At 65.2% G+C, this 16,187-nt stretch carries 14 protein-coding genes; 6 read left to right on the top strand and 8 right to left on the bottom strand.

The features are described 5' to 3' along the window. Positions 1-8: 8 nt before the first annotated feature. The 3 genes from QQL28_RS14680 to QQL28_RS14670 all read right to left on the bottom strand — a co-directional run bounded on the left by QQL28_RS14680 (position 9) and on the right by QQL28_RS14670 (position 3,723). Positions 9-1,862, bottom strand: coding sequence for a TRAP transporter large permease (locus QQL28_RS14680; protein WP_284266343.1), 1,854 nt, complete (start codon positions 1,860-1,862; stop codon positions 9-11). An 8-nt stretch (positions 1,863-1,870) separates the two neighbouring features. Beyond that, entirely contained in the window at positions 1,871-2,902 is a 1,032-nt protein-coding gene (locus tag QQL28_RS14675) for a TRAP transporter substrate-binding protein (protein WP_284266340.1), read from the bottom strand. Between the two features lie 380 nt (positions 2,903-3,282). Continuing rightward, positions 3,283-3,723 carry a DoxX family protein gene (locus QQL28_RS14670; RefSeq protein WP_284266338.1) on the bottom strand — a complete coding sequence of 147 codons (441 nt, stop codon included), beginning with the start codon at positions 3,721-3,723 and terminating at the stop codon, positions 3,283-3,285. A gap of 96 nt (positions 3,724-3,819) precedes the next feature. On the opposite strand from QQL28_RS14670, the gene QQL28_RS14665 reads away from it, so the two are divergent. The 3 genes from QQL28_RS14665 to QQL28_RS14655 all read left to right on the top strand — a co-directional run bounded on the left by QQL28_RS14665 (position 3,820) and on the right by QQL28_RS14655 (position 8,319). Beyond that, on the top strand, positions 3,820-4,740 hold the full coding sequence (locus QQL28_RS14665; RefSeq protein ID WP_284266336.1) for a LysR family transcriptional regulator: 921 nt from the start codon (positions 3,820-3,822) through the stop codon (positions 4,738-4,740). Between the two features lie 129 nt (positions 4,741-4,869). Then, the gene (locus tag QQL28_RS14660; protein WP_284266334.1) at positions 4,870-6,369 is read left to right on the top strand and encodes a caspase family protein; all 1,500 of its coding nucleotides are present in this window, start codon (positions 4,870-4,872) and stop codon (positions 6,367-6,369) included. Between the two features lie 273 nt (positions 6,370-6,642). After that, positions 6,643-8,319, top strand: a complete 1,677-nt coding sequence (locus QQL28_RS14655) for a SulP family inorganic anion transporter (RefSeq protein ID WP_284266332.1) — start codon at positions 6,643-6,645, stop codon at positions 8,317-8,319. A 131-nt stretch (positions 8,320-8,450) separates the two neighbouring features. On the opposite strand, the gene QQL28_RS14650 is transcribed toward QQL28_RS14655, so the two are convergent. The 3 genes from QQL28_RS14650 to QQL28_RS14640 form a co-directional block, all read right to left on the bottom strand. Continuing rightward, positions 8,451-8,852 (bottom strand): hypothetical protein, encoded by a 402-nt coding sequence (locus QQL28_RS14650; protein ID WP_284266330.1) that lies wholly within the window; start codon positions 8,850-8,852, stop codon positions 8,451-8,453. Positions 8,853-9,042: 190 nt separating this feature from the next. Next, positions 9,043-9,447, bottom strand: a complete 405-nt coding sequence (locus tag QQL28_RS14645) for a hypothetical protein (protein WP_284266673.1) — start codon at positions 9,445-9,447, stop codon at positions 9,043-9,045. 121 nt (positions 9,448-9,568) lie between these two features. Next, the gene (locus tag QQL28_RS14640; RefSeq protein ID WP_284266328.1) at positions 9,569-10,588 is read right to left on the bottom strand and encodes a Spy/CpxP family protein refolding chaperone; all 1,020 of its coding nucleotides are present in this window, start codon (positions 10,586-10,588) and stop codon (positions 9,569-9,571) included. On the opposite strand from QQL28_RS14640, the gene QQL28_RS14635 reads away from it, so the two are divergent. Beyond that, positions 10,577-11,071: a hypothetical protein gene (locus QQL28_RS14635; RefSeq protein WP_284266326.1), complete on the top strand. Its 495-nt coding sequence runs from the start codon at positions 10,577-10,579 to the stop codon at positions 11,069-11,071. The two genes, QQL28_RS14640 and QQL28_RS14635, sit on opposite strands and share 12 nt — an antisense overlap. On the opposite strand, the gene QQL28_RS14630 is transcribed toward QQL28_RS14635, so the two are convergent. Further along, entirely contained in the window at positions 11,068-12,486 is a 1,419-nt protein-coding gene (locus QQL28_RS14630; protein ID WP_284266324.1) for an FAD-binding oxidoreductase, read from the bottom strand. The two genes, QQL28_RS14635 and QQL28_RS14630, sit on opposite strands and share 4 nt — an antisense overlap. A gap of 111 nt (positions 12,487-12,597) precedes the next feature. Between QQL28_RS14630 and QQL28_RS14625 the strand changes: the two genes are divergently transcribed. After that, on the top strand, positions 12,598-13,104 hold the full coding sequence (locus QQL28_RS14625; RefSeq protein WP_284266322.1) for a thioesterase family protein: 507 nt from the start codon (positions 12,598-12,600) through the stop codon (positions 13,102-13,104). A 2-nt stretch (positions 13,105-13,106) separates the two neighbouring features. Here QQL28_RS14625 and QQL28_RS14620 read toward each other — a convergent pair whose 3' ends face one another. Next, the gene (locus QQL28_RS14620) at positions 13,107-13,280 is read right to left on the bottom strand and encodes a DUF1328 domain-containing protein (RefSeq protein ID WP_284266320.1); all 174 of its coding nucleotides are present in this window, start codon (positions 13,278-13,280) and stop codon (positions 13,107-13,109) included. Positions 13,281-13,532: 252 nt separating this feature from the next. On the opposite strand from QQL28_RS14620, the gene QQL28_RS14615 reads away from it, so the two are divergent. Then, positions 13,533-16,109, top strand: coding sequence for an ATP-dependent helicase (locus tag QQL28_RS14615; RefSeq protein ID WP_284266318.1), 2,577 nt, complete (start codon positions 13,533-13,535; stop codon positions 16,107-16,109). The last annotated feature ends 78 nt before the right edge of the window (positions 16,110-16,187 follow it).

Here is a 16,187-nt window from a genome sequence, read left to right as displayed (position 1 = left end):
ACACTCCTCTAGTAGCCGAACGCCCGCGGCAGCGCCGTCGAGATCGGCGGCACGAAGGCGATCACGAGCAGGCAGAGCATCAACAGCCCGAGATATCCCATGATCGGCTTCACCGTCCGCTCGATCGGCACGTTACCGATCAGGCAGGCGCCGTAAAGGCCGAGCCCGAGCGGCGGCGCGAACAGGCCGATGCCCATCGCGATGACAAGCACCACGCCGAAATGCAGGGGATCGATACCGAGTTGGACCGCGACCGGCAAGAGCAGCGGCCCGAAGATGATCAGCGCGGCGGCGCCCTCCAGCACCGAGCCCATCACGATCAGGACGAGAATCGCGAGCAGCATGAACAGCCAGACGCCTGAGGTCTTCGACAGGCCCAGCATGAAGTCACCGACCGCGTGCGGGACCTGCTGCAAGGTCAGCGTGAAGGCGAGCGACTGCGCGGCCGCGACGATGAACAGCACGAGCCCGGCGCGCGTTGCCGCCTGCACGAAACTATGCGCGGCGGCTTTCAACGTGAGCTCGCGGAATACGAGGCTGCCGACCAGAATGGCATAGGCTGCCGCGAAAGCGGAGATCTCGGTCGCGGTGGCAAAGCCGGTCTTGAAGCCGGTGAAGATCATGAAGATCAGGCCGAAGGATGCGATCGCACCGCTCCACAGGCCGGACACCGGGACTTGCGGCTCGGCCTCCTCAGCCGAATCCGGGCGCTTGCCGAAGATGATGGAGACCGCGATCAGCACCAGCGCCATCAGTGCTGCCGGCAACAGGCCCGCGATGAACAGGCCGCCGATCGAGAGGTTCGCGACGAAGCCGAGGATGATCAGGTTGATGCAGGGCGGAATAGTCTCGGCCATCACCGCCGAGGCCGCAAGCAGCGCCACGGCGCTGCCTGGATTCTGTCGCGAGCGGCGCGCCGCCGGGATCAGCACCGAGCCGACGGCGGCGACATCGGCCATCTTGGAACCGGAGATGCCGGAGAACAGCACCATCGAGGTGACCATCACGACATTGAGGCCGCCGCGCATGCGGCCGACTGCGCGCTGTAACAGCTCGATCAGCCGCACCGACATGCCGTTGGCTTCCATGAGGTAGCCGACCAGGATGAAGAAGGGGATCGCGAGCAGCACGAAATTGTCGATGCCGCGCGCCATCTGCTGGGCAAAGATGACGCCGGGCAGCGCGCCCTCCACCCAGATGAAGATCAACGCCGCCAGCGCCAGCGCAAATCCGATCGGCAGGCCGCCGAACAGCGTGACGAAGAAGCCGATCAGCATCAGCGTGCCAGATGCGGGCACCGACGCGGGCAGCAGCGCGTCCCAGGCGAGATAGAGGCCGGTCACCACGGCGATTGCAACGAGACCCTTGGCGATGTCGGGAAGCGGCCTTGCGCAGAGCTGATCGATCGCGAACACCGTCATGAACAGCGCGCCGACGCCCATTGGATAGAACGTCAGCTCCAGCGGCAGCCCGGAGCCGGTAGTCTGGCCTGCGGTCAGCGTCCCCAGCTTGATCGCATTGTAGGCGACGTAGGCCGAGATCAGCACGATCAAGAGCGCGCTCGCGGCATCGACCAGCGCCCGCAACCGCGGAGCCAGCATGTCGCGGAAGAAGGACACGCCGACATTCTCGCCGCGCGCGAGCGCGCTCGCCGCACCGAAGAAGGCCGATCCGACCATCAGACCGCGCGCGACGTCGTCGGACCATTCGACCGGCGCGTTGAAGAGGAAGCGCAGCAGCACCGAGACGCAGACCACCAGGAGGTCGGCGGCCAGCAGGATGGCCGCGATCCCATCGCTCAGGCGCAGCAAAAGAGCGATGCTCCCGCGGCGGCCGCCTGAGAGGGACGCGGCGGCTGTCATCGTCATCCTTAGGCCTGGGTCGCGCGGATCATGTCGATGACGGGCTTGGATTCAGGCCGCGCCTTGATGAAGTTATCGGTCTGCGGCATGACGCGCTTCCTGAAGGCCTCGCGGTCGCATTCGGCCACCGTCACGCCCTTCTCGGTCAGCGCCGTCAGCGCCTCCTTCTCGACCGCAAGGCCGTGCGTGCGCGTGTCGGCCGCGGCCTTCTTCGCAGCATCGAGAAAGCCGTCGCGCAGCTTCGGATCCATGCGGTTGTAGGTCATGTCGCTGAAGTAGATCGCAAGCGGCGAGAAATTGTGCTGCGTCAATCCGTAGAACTTTGCCGTTTCGAAGAACTTGCTGGCCAGGATGGTCGGTGGATCGTGCTCGAGCCCGTCGAGCACGCCCGCCTGCAGCGCCGTGTAGATCTCGCCGAACGCCAGCGGCGTTGCCGCCGCGCCCATCAACCGCAGGCATTCCGTGATGACGGGATTTGGCAGCGTCCTGATCTTCAGACCCGCGAGGTCCTCGGGCGTCTTCACCGGTTTCTTCGCTAGCACGCTGCGCGAGCCGAAATTGTAGGCCCAGGCGATGATGCGGATGTTGGCGCCCTTGAGCAGCGCCTCCTCGATCGGCTTGGCGGCGCCGGCATCGAACGCCTTGGTCTGCTGCGGGAAGCTCGCAAAGAGATAGCCGAGGTCGAAGGTGCCGACGAGCGGCACCAGGTTGGCCGAGATCGACGAGCCCGACACCATCAGGTCGATGACGCCGAGCTTCACCGAATTGATGACGTCGATTTCCTGGCCGAGCTGGTTGTCGGGGAAGAACGCGACCTCGACCTGCTCACCGAGGCCGTTGGCCTTCAGCTGCTTGACCAGATTGTCGTAGTAGACGCGGCCGTTGGCATATTTGGGATCGTTCGGCAGCGACGAGGAGCATTTCAGCTTCAATGTCGCGGCTTCGGCGCGGCCGATGATGGCGGGAGAGAATGCGAGGCCGGCGGTTATCGCCGTCGAGGATTTGATGAACGCGCGACGGCTCACTGGCACTGACGTCATTGTGCTCTCTCCCCAAGCGTTTTTTATTTGTGCCGCAGTCGTTGCCGCAGCCGTTTCATCGACTGTAGGGCCAAAGCGACAAGACAGGCAAGGGTAGCGGCACGTGGCGACCCGGAGGGCGGCAGGCACGGATGTTTCGGCGAGGACGCGCGATCGGCCTATGTTTGCAGCTGTTTGCAGCAAGCCGCGCGATGGATGGTGTGGTGTTCGGCTGGGCCCGAAGCCGATCGATCCAATTCAGGTATGGATCGATGCAGAACTCATATTGATTGCACCCGGCTCTCGCCTGATCGCGCAGCGAAACGCGACAAGGCTGCGGGACCATGATCCCGCAGCCTTGTTTCTCAATCAGTTCTTGCGATCGGTCCTTGCGAAGGACGTCAGCGCGAATGTGCGCCGCTCAACTCGCCGACCGCACCGTCCTGGCGCGAGGGGCGCAGCGCATAGGCGCCGTCGCCGAGCAGGGCCTGCGCAAGCAGCGCAATGGCCCAGAAGGCGGGGAATTCCCAGCCGCCCTTCGGATTGGTGAAGAAGAAGCCGGCCGCGCCGTGCACGGTGAAGATGGCGCCGAGCAGGATCGGAATGCCGGCGAGCGCGGCGTAGCGGGTCCACACCCCCAGGATCAGGGCGACGCCGCTCAGCACCTCGACCGTCATCACGAGATAGGCGAGCTCGGGCGGAAAGCCGAGGCTGCCGAAGAACTTTGCGGTTCCGGCCGGGGTAAAGACGAAAAACTTCAAGCTGGCATGGGCGAGAAACAGCGCACCCAGCGTCACGCGCAACACCAGCGCCGCATAGGGCGCGGTACGGGAATCGATCATCATGGTCTCCTTTGATTGCCGACCTTATGATCTATTCTAAATTCGGTGATAATCTGCTATTTTGGAACAATAGTTCACACCTAGAGAGTGAGATCATTGCTCGACCGCCTCACCAGCCTTGAAGTCTTCGCCAAGGTGGCGGCGGTCGGCAGCCTGTCCGGCGCCGCGCGCGCAATGGGCCTGTCGCAGACCATGGTCACAAAGCACGTTGCCTCGCTTGAAGGCCGCCTCGGCATCAAGCTGTTCCATCGCACCACGCGCCGGCTGTCGATCACCGAGGCCGGGCGCAGCTATCTCGAATCCTCCGAGCGCATCCTGGCCGACATGGAGACCGCCGACGCCGCGGTCGCAGCCGAACGGGTCGAGCCGCGCGGGCTGCTCCGCGTCAACGTGCCGGTGGTGTTCGGCACCCGGCAGATCGCGCCGCTACTCTCGGATTTTGCCGAGCGCTATCCGAAGGTCACGACCGAGCTCGGCCTCAACGACCGGCTGGTCGATCTTGCCGAGGAAGGCTGGGACCTCGCGATCCGGATCGGGCGCCTGCGCAACTCCAGCATGGTGGCGCGGCGGCTGGCACCGAACCGCCTCGTGGTCTGCGCCGCGCCGTCCTATCTCGCCAAACACGGAACTCCGCGCACGGTCGCCGACCTCGCCGCCCACAACTGCCTTGGCTATACGCTATCGCAGCAGGCGAGCGCCGCGGAATGGCTGTTCGGCGCGGATGGCGAGATCCGCGTCCAGGTCAGCGGCAACCTGCGCGCCAACAATGGCGATGCGCTGCGCGCGGCGAGCCTCGCCGGCCTGGGCCTCGCGCGGCAGCCGACCTTCATCGTCGCCGATGATCTGCGCGCCGGGACGCTGGTGGCGCTTCCGCTCGACCAGCCGGAGATGCAGTCGTCGGCGGTGCATGCGGTCTATCTGCCGGATCGGCGGCCGCCGGCAAAGGTCCGCGCCTTCATCGATTTCCTGGCGGCGCGCTTTTCGCCGGAGCCGCCCTGGGATCGTGGCCTGTTCTGACACAAGGGGCACCCCCGGCAGGAGACCCAATTTGCCGCAGATGCCAACGTGAGCTAGCGCACAGACTCCGTCATGGCCCACGGTTAGAAGAGGTGTCACCTCGCGCGCACTGCCGATGGAGGTGACACCATGCGCCGTCCGGCCCTTTGTAATTTGCTTCTTGCATCCAGCCTTCTCGTTCTTTCGCAACTCCTCACACTGACAGATGCCTCCGCCGAAACGCGGCTCGCGCTCGTGATCGGCCAGTCCGCCTATCGCGCAGTGCCCGAATTGCCCAACGCCGCCAACGACGCCAAGGGCATGACGGAACTGCTCGGCAACGCCGGCTTTAGCGTCACCACCGCACCCAATCTGGCGCAGAACGAGATGCGCCAGGCGATCAGCGATTTTGCCGGCAAGGTCAGCGCCAGCGGCGCCGACACCGTAGCGCTGGTGTTTTATGCCGGCCACGGCTTGCAGATCGACGGCGAGAACTATCTGGTGCCGGTCGACCTCGATCCGAAGCGCGAGGCCGACATTCCCTTGCAGGGCGTGCGGCTGAACGACCTGCTCAACACGCTCGGCGCACTGCCGACGCGCGCGCGCATCTTCATGCTCGATGCCTGCCGCAACAATCCCTTCCCGGCGCTCAGCGGCGCAGGCCACGGGCTTGCGATCGTCGACACCAAGGCCGGCGCGCCCGGCTCGTTCATTTCCTACTCGACCTCGCCCGGCGCGGAAGCCGAGGACGGCTCCGGCATCGACAGCCCCTACACCACGGCGGCGCTGACGATTGCCAAGCAGCCGAACCTGGCGATCGAGGAAGTCTTCAAGCGCATCCGCGTCGCCGTCGCCCAGTCGACCGACGGCCGGCAGATCCCGTGGGAAAGCTCGTCGCTGACAGCCGACTTCAAGTTCTTCGGCGACAGCAGCGCCCAGCAGCCTTCCGCTCCCGGCGCGGGTTCGCCGGCGCTGGCCAGCGCGAGCCGCACCGTCGAGGACTGGCGTCAGGAGCTTCGCGGCAAGGAGCCCAAGGTCGCCTATGATCTCGTGATCGCCGACGACACCGTGCCTGCGTATCAGGCCTATGTCGAGCTGTACGCGCAAGCCTCTTACACCCCGCGCCTGCGCACGATCCTGGAACGCCGGCGCCAGATGCTGGCGTGGGAGCAAGCGGTCGCGATCAACACCCGCGCCTCGTACGAGACTTATCTCACGAACTGGGGCAGCAGCGACCTTGCAGCAACCGCGCGCAGGATGTTGTTGCGCGTGCAGAACCGCAATTACGGCGTGGCCGCGGCGGTCGCGACGCCGGTCGCTGTCGCGATGGCGCCGACCTGCCCGTGCTCGACGCCGTCGACACCGGCAACGCCGATCAACCCGACGGTCGCGCCGATCATCAAGAAGCGCGTCGACGACACGCCGCCGAAGAGAAAGGTCGACGACACTCCGCCCAAGCGGAAGGTCGTCGACACGCCGCCCAAACGCCGGCCTCCACCGGACGAGGTGGTCGTCGAGCGCGCTCCGCCCCCGGGCCCGCCCCCCAGCGCCATCATGCAAGGCATCGGCATCGGTGTTGGCATCGGCCTCGGCATGGGAATGGGCGGCGGCCGCGGCGGCGACAACTACCATGGCGATTATCGCAGGTAGCCCTACTGCGTCATGAACGATCTAACTCCTCATTCTGAGGGGCTTGGAGTAAGCGTCTCGAAGGATGGGGGCCATAGGCGGGGCCTCATGGTTCGAGACGCGCTTCGCGCTCCTCACCAAGAGGGGTTAGTGACGCACTAAGGTAGTCGACCCCGAGATCGAGAAGGCGCCCGCAGATGCATACAGCGTCTGCGGGCATCTTCATGGGCGCCTGATATCTCCAGATTCCTGTTAGTCTGTTCCCCGCCACGGTCGCCCAGGGGATTCGTATCGATGCCGCACGACGCTGACGCCAAGCCATCCTGGCCGCTATTCCGGTCGCTCGCGTCCTATCGCTTTGGCCTGCTGCCCGGGGACCTGATGGCGGGCCTGACGCTGGCGGCGATCGCCATCCCCGAGCAGATGGCGACATCGCGGCTCGGCGGCTTCGCGCCGCAGATCGGCTTCTTCGCCTTCATGGCAGGCTCGCTCGGCTTCGCGCTGCTCGGCAGCAACCGCTTCTTGTCCTGCGGAGCCGATTCCACGATCACGCCGATCTTCGCCGGCGGCCTTGCGGCAGCCGCCGCGACCGGCTCGCCGGAATATCAGTCGCTGGCGATCGCGCTCGCGCTGATGGTCGGCGCGATGCTGGTCGCAAGCGGCATTTTCCGCCTTGGCGGCATCGCGAATTTGCTGTCGGTGCCGGTGATGGTCGGCTTCCTCGCCGGCATCTCCGTCCACATCATCGTCTCGCAGCTGCCGGGCGTGCTCGGCGTGGAGGCACCAGGCGGACCGACGCTCGATCGCATCGGCACGCTGGCGCGCGAGCTCGGCCGGTCCAATCCTTACACGATCGTGATCGGCTTCGGCGTGCTCGCCGTCGTCTTCCTCGCCGAGACGATCAGCCCCAAGATTCCCGGCGCGCTGATCGGACTGGTCGGCGCGACGCTGGCGGTGATCGGTGCCGGGCTCGAAGCCAAGGGCGTGAAAGTGGTCGGCACCGTCCCAGGCACGTTGCCGATGCCGACCTTGCCGGAGCTTGCGCCCGAGGCGTGGGTACGCCTCGTTCCGCTGGCCTTCGTCATCACTGTCGTGGTGATGGTTCAGACCGCGGCGACCACGCGATCGTTTCCCTCCGATCCCGACAAGCCCGCCGACGTCGACCGCGATTTCCTCGGCGCCGGCGCCGGCAGCCTGCTTGCGGGCGTGTTCGGCGCGTTTCCGGTGAATGCCAGCCCGCCGCGCACGGGCATCGTGGTTGAGACCGGCGGGCAGTCGCAACTGTCAGGCCTCGCCGCGGCGCTGATCGTGCTGGCGCTGCTCGCCTTCGGCACCGGGCTGTTGCAGCACGTGCCGGACGCGGCGCTCGGCGGCATCCTGCTGTTCGTGGCGCTGCGGATCATCCGCGTGACGCAGATCACCACGATCTATCGCCAGTCCTTCAGCGAGTTCCTGCTGATCGTCGCGACGGCCGCGCTGATCATCGTGCTGCCGATCCAGCAGGGCGCATTCCTCGGCATCGTGCTGTCGCTCCTGCACGGCATCTGGAGCACGACGCGCGCAAAACTCATCGAGTTCGATCGCGTGCCGGGCACCACGATCTGGTGGCCGGCACATCCGCATATCGCGGGCGAGCGTCTCCCCGGCGTCGTCGTGATCGGATTGCAGGCGCCGCTGTCGTTCCTCAACGCGCCGGGTTTCCGCAACGACGTCGCCAATCTCTTGAAGACCACGACACCGAAGCTGATGGTGCTGGAAGCGAGCGGCATGGTCGAGATCGACTTCACCGCGGCCCAGGTTCTGCTGGAGGTGTTCAGGGTATGCAACGAGCAGGGCGTCACGATCGCAGTGGCGCGGCTGGAATCAGTGCGGGCGCAGAACGCGTTCGAACGCTTTCGGCTTTACGACGTCCTTCCGAGCGACCGCGTCTTCCACAGCGTCGACGAGGCTGTCCGGAAGCTCGCCGGCTAGGGCGTGTACTAATACGACGCGGGCGCCGGCGAAATGTCCGCTGTTGGGGTGGAGAAGGGTTAGGTAGGCAAGCCCATCTGAACTCGGTCCAGAATGCCCCAGAGCCGACACAAAGAGTCGGTTCCGTCCAACTATGCCAGTCGGACCGTTGCGCGACGCACGATGATCCGCTCGCCTTCTTCAAGATACTTGAGCTCGTCATTGTACTCGCTGTGGACCAGCCAGATGTCTACCGTCCGCCCTTTCACCTCCCGCTCGCAGACGAGGATTCGCCCCTCTTTCAAGCCAGTGAGTAGATCGAGGTAGTCGAGTTCGATGTAGTTACCGCGAGCATCGGCGAACATAAGATTATCGTGCGCATGCCAGGGCATGCCAAGAAAACCGATCAGGCAGTCTTCCTCGCGCTCGGCGTTCTGAACGCACAGAACTGCGTCACGGCCAAGATCGACCTCTATACGATGATCGTTATCTAGTCGCACTACCAGGCCGATCTCTCGGCATAGCTGGTTAACAAGATCGAGGTCGTAACGCATGGCAGCGCACCAATCACCTATTATGGGGCTTCATCATTGGCGTAGCAGATCTGGCGCGCGATGTCGCCTTGTGGCCCTTCGCGTCATTTCACTCCTGCGCAGCAATGGGTTGCTTTCGGAGTGGAGCGGACGCAGCTAAGGCGCGTCCGGAAACCGGATTTATGCGCACACGCCCCAAGGCAAGCCTGCATCACTGCACAAGCGCCGGATAGTCCTTTTGCGCGGCCTCCCGAATCCAGCTCGCCTGGATCGCGCGATAGAGGATCTGCGCCGTCTTTACGTCGTTGGCCTTCATGCAGAGATCGACGATGCGGCGGACGGCGTCGTCGCGCATCAGACCGTCCGAGATCTTCATCGCGATTTCCATCGCGGCGCGCGCCGCGCGTTCATAGCGCTCGTTCTCGTGCTTGCGCTGCTTCTCGGCCGATTTTCTGCCGTGATCGGCGCGCGCGGCAAGGCCGCCGACCCATTCGGCGCTGGCGGATGCGGACTGGCAGATGTTGCGGATGCGATCGGCAGCCTCGATGTCGCCGATCGGCCACTGGATCGGCTCATCCCAGACGTCGGACGGCTTCTGCCTTGCGAACCACTTCATCGCCCCGCCACCCGTGGTCTTCCGGCCCCTCATCGTCGAGCTTCAGTGCGGCCCAGCATAGAGAACCCCGCCGCGCCCGGCGAGGCGGTTTTTCCCGCCATGCCTTTGGCCTGCGGCGCACTCAGGACGTCCGGCGCGGACCGATCGCCTCGAACTGCGCCTTCTGCTCGTCATTCAGCGTCGCATAGAAGGCCTCGAGCGCGGCGCGCACCGACTTGACGCCGTCGAGCATCACATCGAGCCGCTTGCGGATCGCGGCCATGCGCGCCGGCGGCGTCATCGCGTCGCTGGGCTGGCAGGCCGCCTTGAGCGACGCGCTGACCTTGGCGCTGGTATCCCCAAGCACTTGCAACGCGGCGCGCTGGGTGTCGTCGGGGTGAAGCCTCGCTTCGATTTCAGCGCCTGGCCAATCGAGCCCGACAGGCGTACCGCAATTCTGCGCAAGCGATGCATTGGAATTGTTGGAGGCCGCTGCGCGGCGTTGGTCCTCGGCCAATGCATTGAAACGTGCCTTCTGCTCGTCGGTGAGCGAGCCATAAAATTTGTCGAGCGCCGGTTGCACCAGCGCGACGGCCTTCGTCATCGCCTCCACGCGCTGCTGCATGGCCGCGAGGCGGCCGGGCGCCGTCGCCGCGACCTGCGTTGGACAGGATGCGCGGATCAACTCGGCCGCGAGGATCGAGGCATTGCCGAGAGCATCGAGATCGGCGCCTTGCACGTCTGTCGGCTGCACGGCATCCGCGATCTGGTCGATCGGCAGACCGACGATCTCGCGGCGGTCGCTGCCGCAGAGCTGATCGAGCGCAACGCCCCGCGCCTGCCTCCGTCCGTAAGGACGCTGCGGCAGATAGGCCGAAAGACCGTCATAGCCATAGGGGCCGAAGATGCCGGCATAGATGTCGGGATAGCCGTAGCCCCAGAAGCCGAGACCATCGCCCCAGATCGTGTAGTCGTAGAGGTCGTTATAGGCGAACGGCCAGAACAGCGGCCCCACCCAGCCGTAGAAGCCGCCGGGATGCTGCCACCATCCGTTACCGACGCCATGCCAGCCGACCAAAGCTGCCGCAGCCGCAATCTGCGCACGCGCCATCGGATTGCTCATCAGTCGGCCGTTGCGGAAGGCACCGGCGTGGACGTTCATTGCATTGCGGAAGTTCGCAGGGCGCACGGCCGCATTGCGGATCTGGCCAAAGTTCGGGCCAGCGTGTCGCGCGACGGCCCCGAACCTCGCGCCGCCATGATGTCCACCGCCGAAATGGGCGTGACCGAAGCCATGACCGTGGCCGCCGCCATGATGACCACCGCCGTGATGGCCGCCACCACCATGGTGCCCGCCGCCGTGCCCACCCCCGTGGTGCCCGCCCCCATGGCCACCGCCGCCGCCCTTGGCCAGCGCCGCGCCCGCCAACATGCAGACAAGCGCCATCGCGGCAATTCCAATGACCGGTCGCAACATCGCATCCTCCCGCAAAGCCGCGCCATTGAGGCATCGGAACTTGTCGGGAATTGGAACCGGCGAAACTGCCGAAAGTTCCCGACCGCAGGCGAAGCAGGCGCTTTAGGTTATTGTTTGAGCATGATCTTTTCGGAAAACCGCTGCACACTTTTCCGGATCGTGCTCTAGGCCTGCGGCACGATCTTGCCGGGATTGAAGATGTTCTGCGGGTCGAGCGCCTTCTTCAGCGCCCGCATCGCGTCGAGCGCCTCTGGGCCAAGCTCGGCCTTGAGGTATTTCTGCTTGCCCTGCCCGATGCCATGTTCGCCGGTGCAGGTGCCGTCCATCGCCTGCGCGCGCTCGACCAGACGGTGCATGAACTCCTCGCCGCGCGCCATCTCGTCGGCATCGTCGACGTCGCAGAGCAGCGAGCAGTGGAAATTGCCGTCGCCGACATGGCCGACGATCGGCGACAGCAGGTTGAGCCGCTTCAGATCCTCCTCGGTCTCGGTGACGCAATCCGCAAGGCGCGAGATCGGCACGCAGATGTCGGTCGCGACCACGCCGGCACCGGGCCGCAACGCCTTCACCGACCAATAGGCATCGTGCCGTGCCTGCCACAGCTTGGTGCGATCCTCGGGCTTGGTGGTCCAAGAGAAATCGCCACCGCCGCAGTCCTTGGCGATCTCGCCGAACGCCTTGGACTGCTCGGCGACCTCGATCTCGCTGCCGTGGAATTCAAGCAGCAAGAGCGGCGTCTCCGCCAGCGTCAGCTTCGAATAGGCATTGCAGGCCTTGACCTGCGCGGCATTGAGCAGCTCGATGCGCGCCACGGGAATGCCGGTCTGGATCGCCAGGATCGTGGCCTGACACGCGCCGCCCACGGTTTCAAACGAGCAGGCGCCCGCCGCGATCATCTCGGGAATGCCGCGCAGGCGGATCGTCAGCTCGGAGATGATGCCGAGCGTGCCTTCGGCGCCGACGAACAGATGCGTCAGGTCGTAGCCGGCCGACGACTTCTTCGCGCGCGTGCCGGTCGTGATGATCTCGCCGTCGCCGCGCACGACTTTCAGCGCCAGCACGCTTTCGCGGATGGTACCGTAACGCACCGCATTGGTTCCGGAGGCGCGCGTCGAGGCCATGCCGCCGAGCGAGGCGTCGGCGCCGGGATCGATCGGGAAGAACAGGCCCTGGTCGCGCAGGTGCTCGTTGAGCGCCTTGCGCGTCACGCCGGGCTCGATCACGCAGTCGAGGTCCTCGGCATGGACCGCGAGCACCTTGTTCATGTCGCGCAGGTCGATGCAGATGCCGCCCGCCGGCGCATTGACCTGGCCCTCGAGCGAGGTGCCGGTGCCGAAGGCGATCACGGGTACGCCATTCCCGGCGCAGATCCGCACCACGTCCTGGATGTCTTTGGTCTCCTGCGCCATCACCACACCATCCGGCGGCTGGTTTGCGAGCCAGGTCGTGGTGTGACCGTGCTGCTCGCGCACGGCCTGCGAGGTGATGAAGCGATTGCCGAAGCGCGCGGTGAGCGCTTCCAGCGCACTGGCCAGGGCTTTCGGCTCGGGCCGCGGCGGATTATTGGTGATGGTCATACCCACGGACATTCCTCCCGACAGAGGACCGTGGCAAAGGACATACAACCGGTCAAGTCAAGCGACCGGATGCATAGCAGGAAGAACTTGGCAGGAAGAACTTGGCAGGAAGGAAACATGACGGAGACTGCCGCTCACGTGCACGAGGCCGAGCCGTTCCGTTCCTCGATCATGCAGATCGAGCCGCAATGGATCGACTATAACGGCCATCTCAACATGGCCTATTACAACGTGATGTTCGACCGGGCGATCGACCAGCTCTGGCTGAAGCTCGGGATCGGGCCGACCTATATGAAGGAGCGCCACGGCTCGACCTTCACCGCCGAGTGCCACGTGCGCTATCTGCGCGAAATCCATCTCGGCGATCCCGTACAGATTTTGGTGTGGCTGCTGGAAGCCGACGACAAGCGGCTGCACACGTTCGAGGAGCTGCGCCACGCGACCGAGGGCTGGCTGTCGGCCACCTCGGAAAACATGTCGCTGCACATGGACATGACCTCGCGAAAGGTGGCGCCCTTCCCATCGGACATTCGCGAACGCATCGCCTCGGTGGTCAAGGACCACAGCGCGTTGCCGCGGCCCGAGGGCATCGGAAGAAACGTCGCGATGCCCTCGAAACGGTAGCGCTAGACCCTGGTGCGGCCGCGGGCCAATCCGAACACGGCCGAAACCAGGAACAGCACGACCGCGATGAAGAAGATGACCTTGGCGATTTCGATCGAAGCGCCGGCGATGCCGCCGAAGCCCAGGATACCGGCGATCAGTGCGATAACCAGAAACGTCACAACCCAGCCAAGCATGGTCAACACCTCTATCTCGATGTTTGTCTGCGATCGGAGCGGCTCACGCCACGCCTCGTTTGAACAGACAATCTCGAGCTCGAAACGAAGGTTCCTGGCTGAGAGGGGCGGAAATTCGCTGAGGCGATAGGAACAAATCGGCCCTCGGCGCACGTGGAAAACCCCTCGCCGCCGCCCCATATAGGGGCTAATCCCTGTTATGAAGGCTCCCTTCCGCCACCCCGCGGTGCCATCGTGGGGCCACTGATTCGCATGACCGAGCCGAGCAAAATCACCTCTCACGGCGTCCCCGACCACCAGCCTGCGGCCGGCGGCATTGCCGCGCGCGCCCGTGCCTCGGTGGGCCCGAAATATCTGACCGGCCTCAATCCCGAGCAGCGCGACGCCGTGGAGACGCTGGACGGCCCCGTGCTGGTGCTCGCCGGCGCCGGCACCGGCAAGACGCGCGTGCTCACCACGCGCATCGCCCATATCCTGAGCCAGGGCCGCGCGCGCCCGGGCGAGATCCTGTCGGTGACCTTCACCAACAAGGCCGCGCGCGAGATGAAGCACCGCCTCGGCCAGATGCTGGGACAGGCGGTCGAGGGCATGCCCTGGCTCGGAACCTTCCACTCGATCGGCGGCCGTATTCTGCGGACACACGCCGAGCTCGCGCAGCTCAAGTCGAATTTCACCGTGCTCGATGTCGACGATCAGGTGCGGCTGTTGAAGCAGCTCCTGCAAGCCGAAAACATCGACGACAAGCGCTGGCCGGCGCGCATGCTGGCCGGCCTGATCGACGGCTGGAAGAACCGCGGGCTGAACCCAACCCAGGTGCCGTCGGGCGAAGCCGCGATGTTCGCCAATGGCAAGGGCGGCAAGCTCTATGCGAGCTACCAGGAGCGATTGAAGATCCTGAATGCCGCCGATTTCGGCGATCTGCTGCTGGAGAACATCCGCATCTTCCGCGAGCACCCGGACATCCTCCGGCAGTACCAGCAGCGCTTCAAATACATCCTGGTCGACGAATATCAGGACACCAACGTCGCGCAGTATCTGTGGCTGCGGCTGTTGGCGCAGGCGCCGTCTCCCAACCCGTCATTGCCGGGCTTGACCCGGCAATCCATCGATTCTTCACGAGATGGATCACCGGGTCTCGACGCTTCGCGTCGGCCCGGTGATGACGAGAATGATGATGTGTTGCCGATTCCCGTGAACGAAAAAGCTCACGTCAAAAACATCTGCTGCGTCGGCGACGACGACCAGTCGATCTATGGCTGGCGCGGCGCGGAGGTCGACAACATCCTGCGCTTCGAGCACGATTTTCCGGGCGCCAAGGTCATCCGGCTCGAGCGCAATTACCGCTCGACCGGCCACATCCTCGCCGCCGCCTCGCATCTGATCGCGCACAACGAAGGCCGGCTCGGCAAGACGTTGCGCACCGAGGACGAGGACGGCGAGAAGGTCACCGTCACCGGCGCCTGGGATTCGGAAGAGGAAGCCCGCGGCATCGGCGAGGAGATCGAGCAGCTCCAGCGCCAGGGCGAGAAGCTCAACGAGATCGCGATCCTGGTCCGCGCGTCCTACCAGATGCGCGAGTTCGAAGATCGTTTCGTCACGCTCGGCCTGCCCTATCGCGTGATCGGCGGCCCGCGCTTCTATGAGCGCGCCGAAATCCGCGATGCGCTCGCCTATCTGCGCGTCATCAATTCGCCGGCCGACGATCTCGCCTTCGAGCGCATCGTCAACACGCCCAAGCGCGGGCTTGGCGATGCCACCGTGCAGATGCTGCATGATCACGCCCGCAAGCGCCGCATTCCGCTGTTCGAAGCGGCGCGCGCGGTGGTCGAGACCGACGAGCTGAAGCCGAAGGCGCGCGGCTCCTTGCGCGATCTCGTCACGCAATTCGACCGCTGGCGCGCCCAGCGCGAGGTGACCACGCATACCGATCTCGCCCAGATCGTGCTCGACGAGAGCGGCTATACCGAGATGTGGCAGAAGGACCGCTCGGCGGACGCTGCGGGGCGGCTCGAAAACCTCAAGGAGCTGGTGCGCTCGATGGAGGAGTTCGAGAACCTGCAAGGGTTCCTCGAGCACATCTCGCTGGTGATGGATCGCGACGGCGGCGCCGAGGAAGATGCGGTGTCGCTGATGACGTTGCATTCGGCCAAGGGGCTCGAATTCGACAACGTGTTCCTGCCGGGCTGGGAGGAAGGCCTATTCCCGAGCCAGCGCACGCTGGACGAACAGGGCCGCGCCGGCCTCGAGGAAGAGCGCCGGCTCGGCCATGTCGGCCTGACCCGCGCCCGCCGCCGCGCAAAACTCTATTTTGCGACCAACCGGCGGATCCATGGCACCTGGTCGACCACGATCCCCTCGCGCTTCCTCGACGAATTGCCGGCGGCCAATGTCGAGATCACGGAATCCAAGGGCGGCTCGGGCTGGGGTGGCAGCGGCGGCTACGGCGCCTCGCGCTTCGACGACATGGAAGCCTTCGGCTCCAGCTATTCGACGCCGGGCTGGCAGCGCGCCCAGGCGAATCGCAACCGCGGCCAGGGCGGCCGCAACGGCGGCGGTCGGGGCGGCTTCGAGGAAGAGCCCGCGCCGTTTTCCTCCGCGCCCGATTTCGGCGGCAGTTTTTCGTCGCGCCGCCGCGGCCCGATGACGATCGAGGGCGAGCTGGTGGCAAAATCCACCGGCACGACGTCCGAATTCTCGATTGGCGACCGCGTCTTCCACCAGAAATTCGGCTACGGCCGTGTCGCCAAGATCGACGGCAACAAGCTCACCATCGCCTTCGACAAGGCCGGCGAGAAGAAGGTCGTGGACAGCTTCGTGCAGCGGGCGTGAAGCCTCCCCCTGTTGCGGCGGCGTTACGCCGCCGGCTTTCCTTGCTCCACGCCCCTTGACCATGGCGAACTTCCCCGT

Source organism: Bradyrhizobium iriomotense (genome assembly GCF_030160715.1).
Taxonomy (GTDB): Bacteria; Pseudomonadota; Alphaproteobacteria; order Rhizobiales; family Xanthobacteraceae; genus Bradyrhizobium; species Bradyrhizobium iriomotense.
This window is presented reverse-complemented; position numbering and strand designations above follow the sequence as displayed.

Bases quoted from the DNA above. Each gene is read 5' to 3' on its own strand.
- QQL28_RS14620 (WP_284266320.1), bottom strand. From the start codon at position 13,280: ATGCTTGGCTGGGTTGTGACGTTTCTGGTTATCGCACTGATCGCCGGT.
- QQL28_RS14640 (WP_284266328.1), bottom strand. From the start codon at position 10,588: ATGAACGTCCACGCCGGTGCCTTCCGCAACGGCCGACTGATGAGCAAT.
- QQL28_RS14625 (WP_284266322.1), top strand. From the start codon at position 12,598: ATGACGGAGACTGCCGCTCACGTGCACGAGGCCGAGCCGTTCCGTTCC.
- QQL28_RS14655 (WP_284266332.1), top strand. From the start codon at position 6,643: ATGCCGCACGACGCTGACGCCAAGCCATCCTGGCCGCTATTCCGGTCG.
- QQL28_RS14660 (WP_284266334.1), top strand. From the start codon at position 4,870: ATGCGCCGTCCGGCCCTTTGTAATTTGCTTCTTGCATCCAGCCTTCTC.
- QQL28_RS14670 (WP_284266338.1), bottom strand. From the start codon at position 3,723: ATGATCGATTCCCGTACCGCGCCCTATGCGGCGCTGGTGTTGCGCGTG.
- QQL28_RS14645 (WP_284266673.1), bottom strand. From the start codon at position 9,447: ATGAAGTGGTTCGCAAGGCAGAAGCCGTCCGACGTCTGGGATGAGCCG.
- QQL28_RS14675 (WP_284266340.1), bottom strand. From the start codon at position 2,902: ATGACGTCAGTGCCAGTGAGCCGTCGCGCGTTCATCAAATCCTCGACG.
- QQL28_RS14615 (WP_284266318.1), top strand. From the start codon at position 13,533: ATGACCGAGCCGAGCAAAATCACCTCTCACGGCGTCCCCGACCACCAG.
- QQL28_RS14650 (WP_284266330.1), bottom strand. From the start codon at position 8,852: ATGCGTTACGACCTCGATCTTGTTAACCAGCTATGCCGAGAGATCGGC.
- QQL28_RS14680 (WP_284266343.1), bottom strand. From the start codon at position 1,862: ATGACAGCCGCCGCGTCCCTCTCAGGCGGCCGCCGCGGGAGCATCGCT.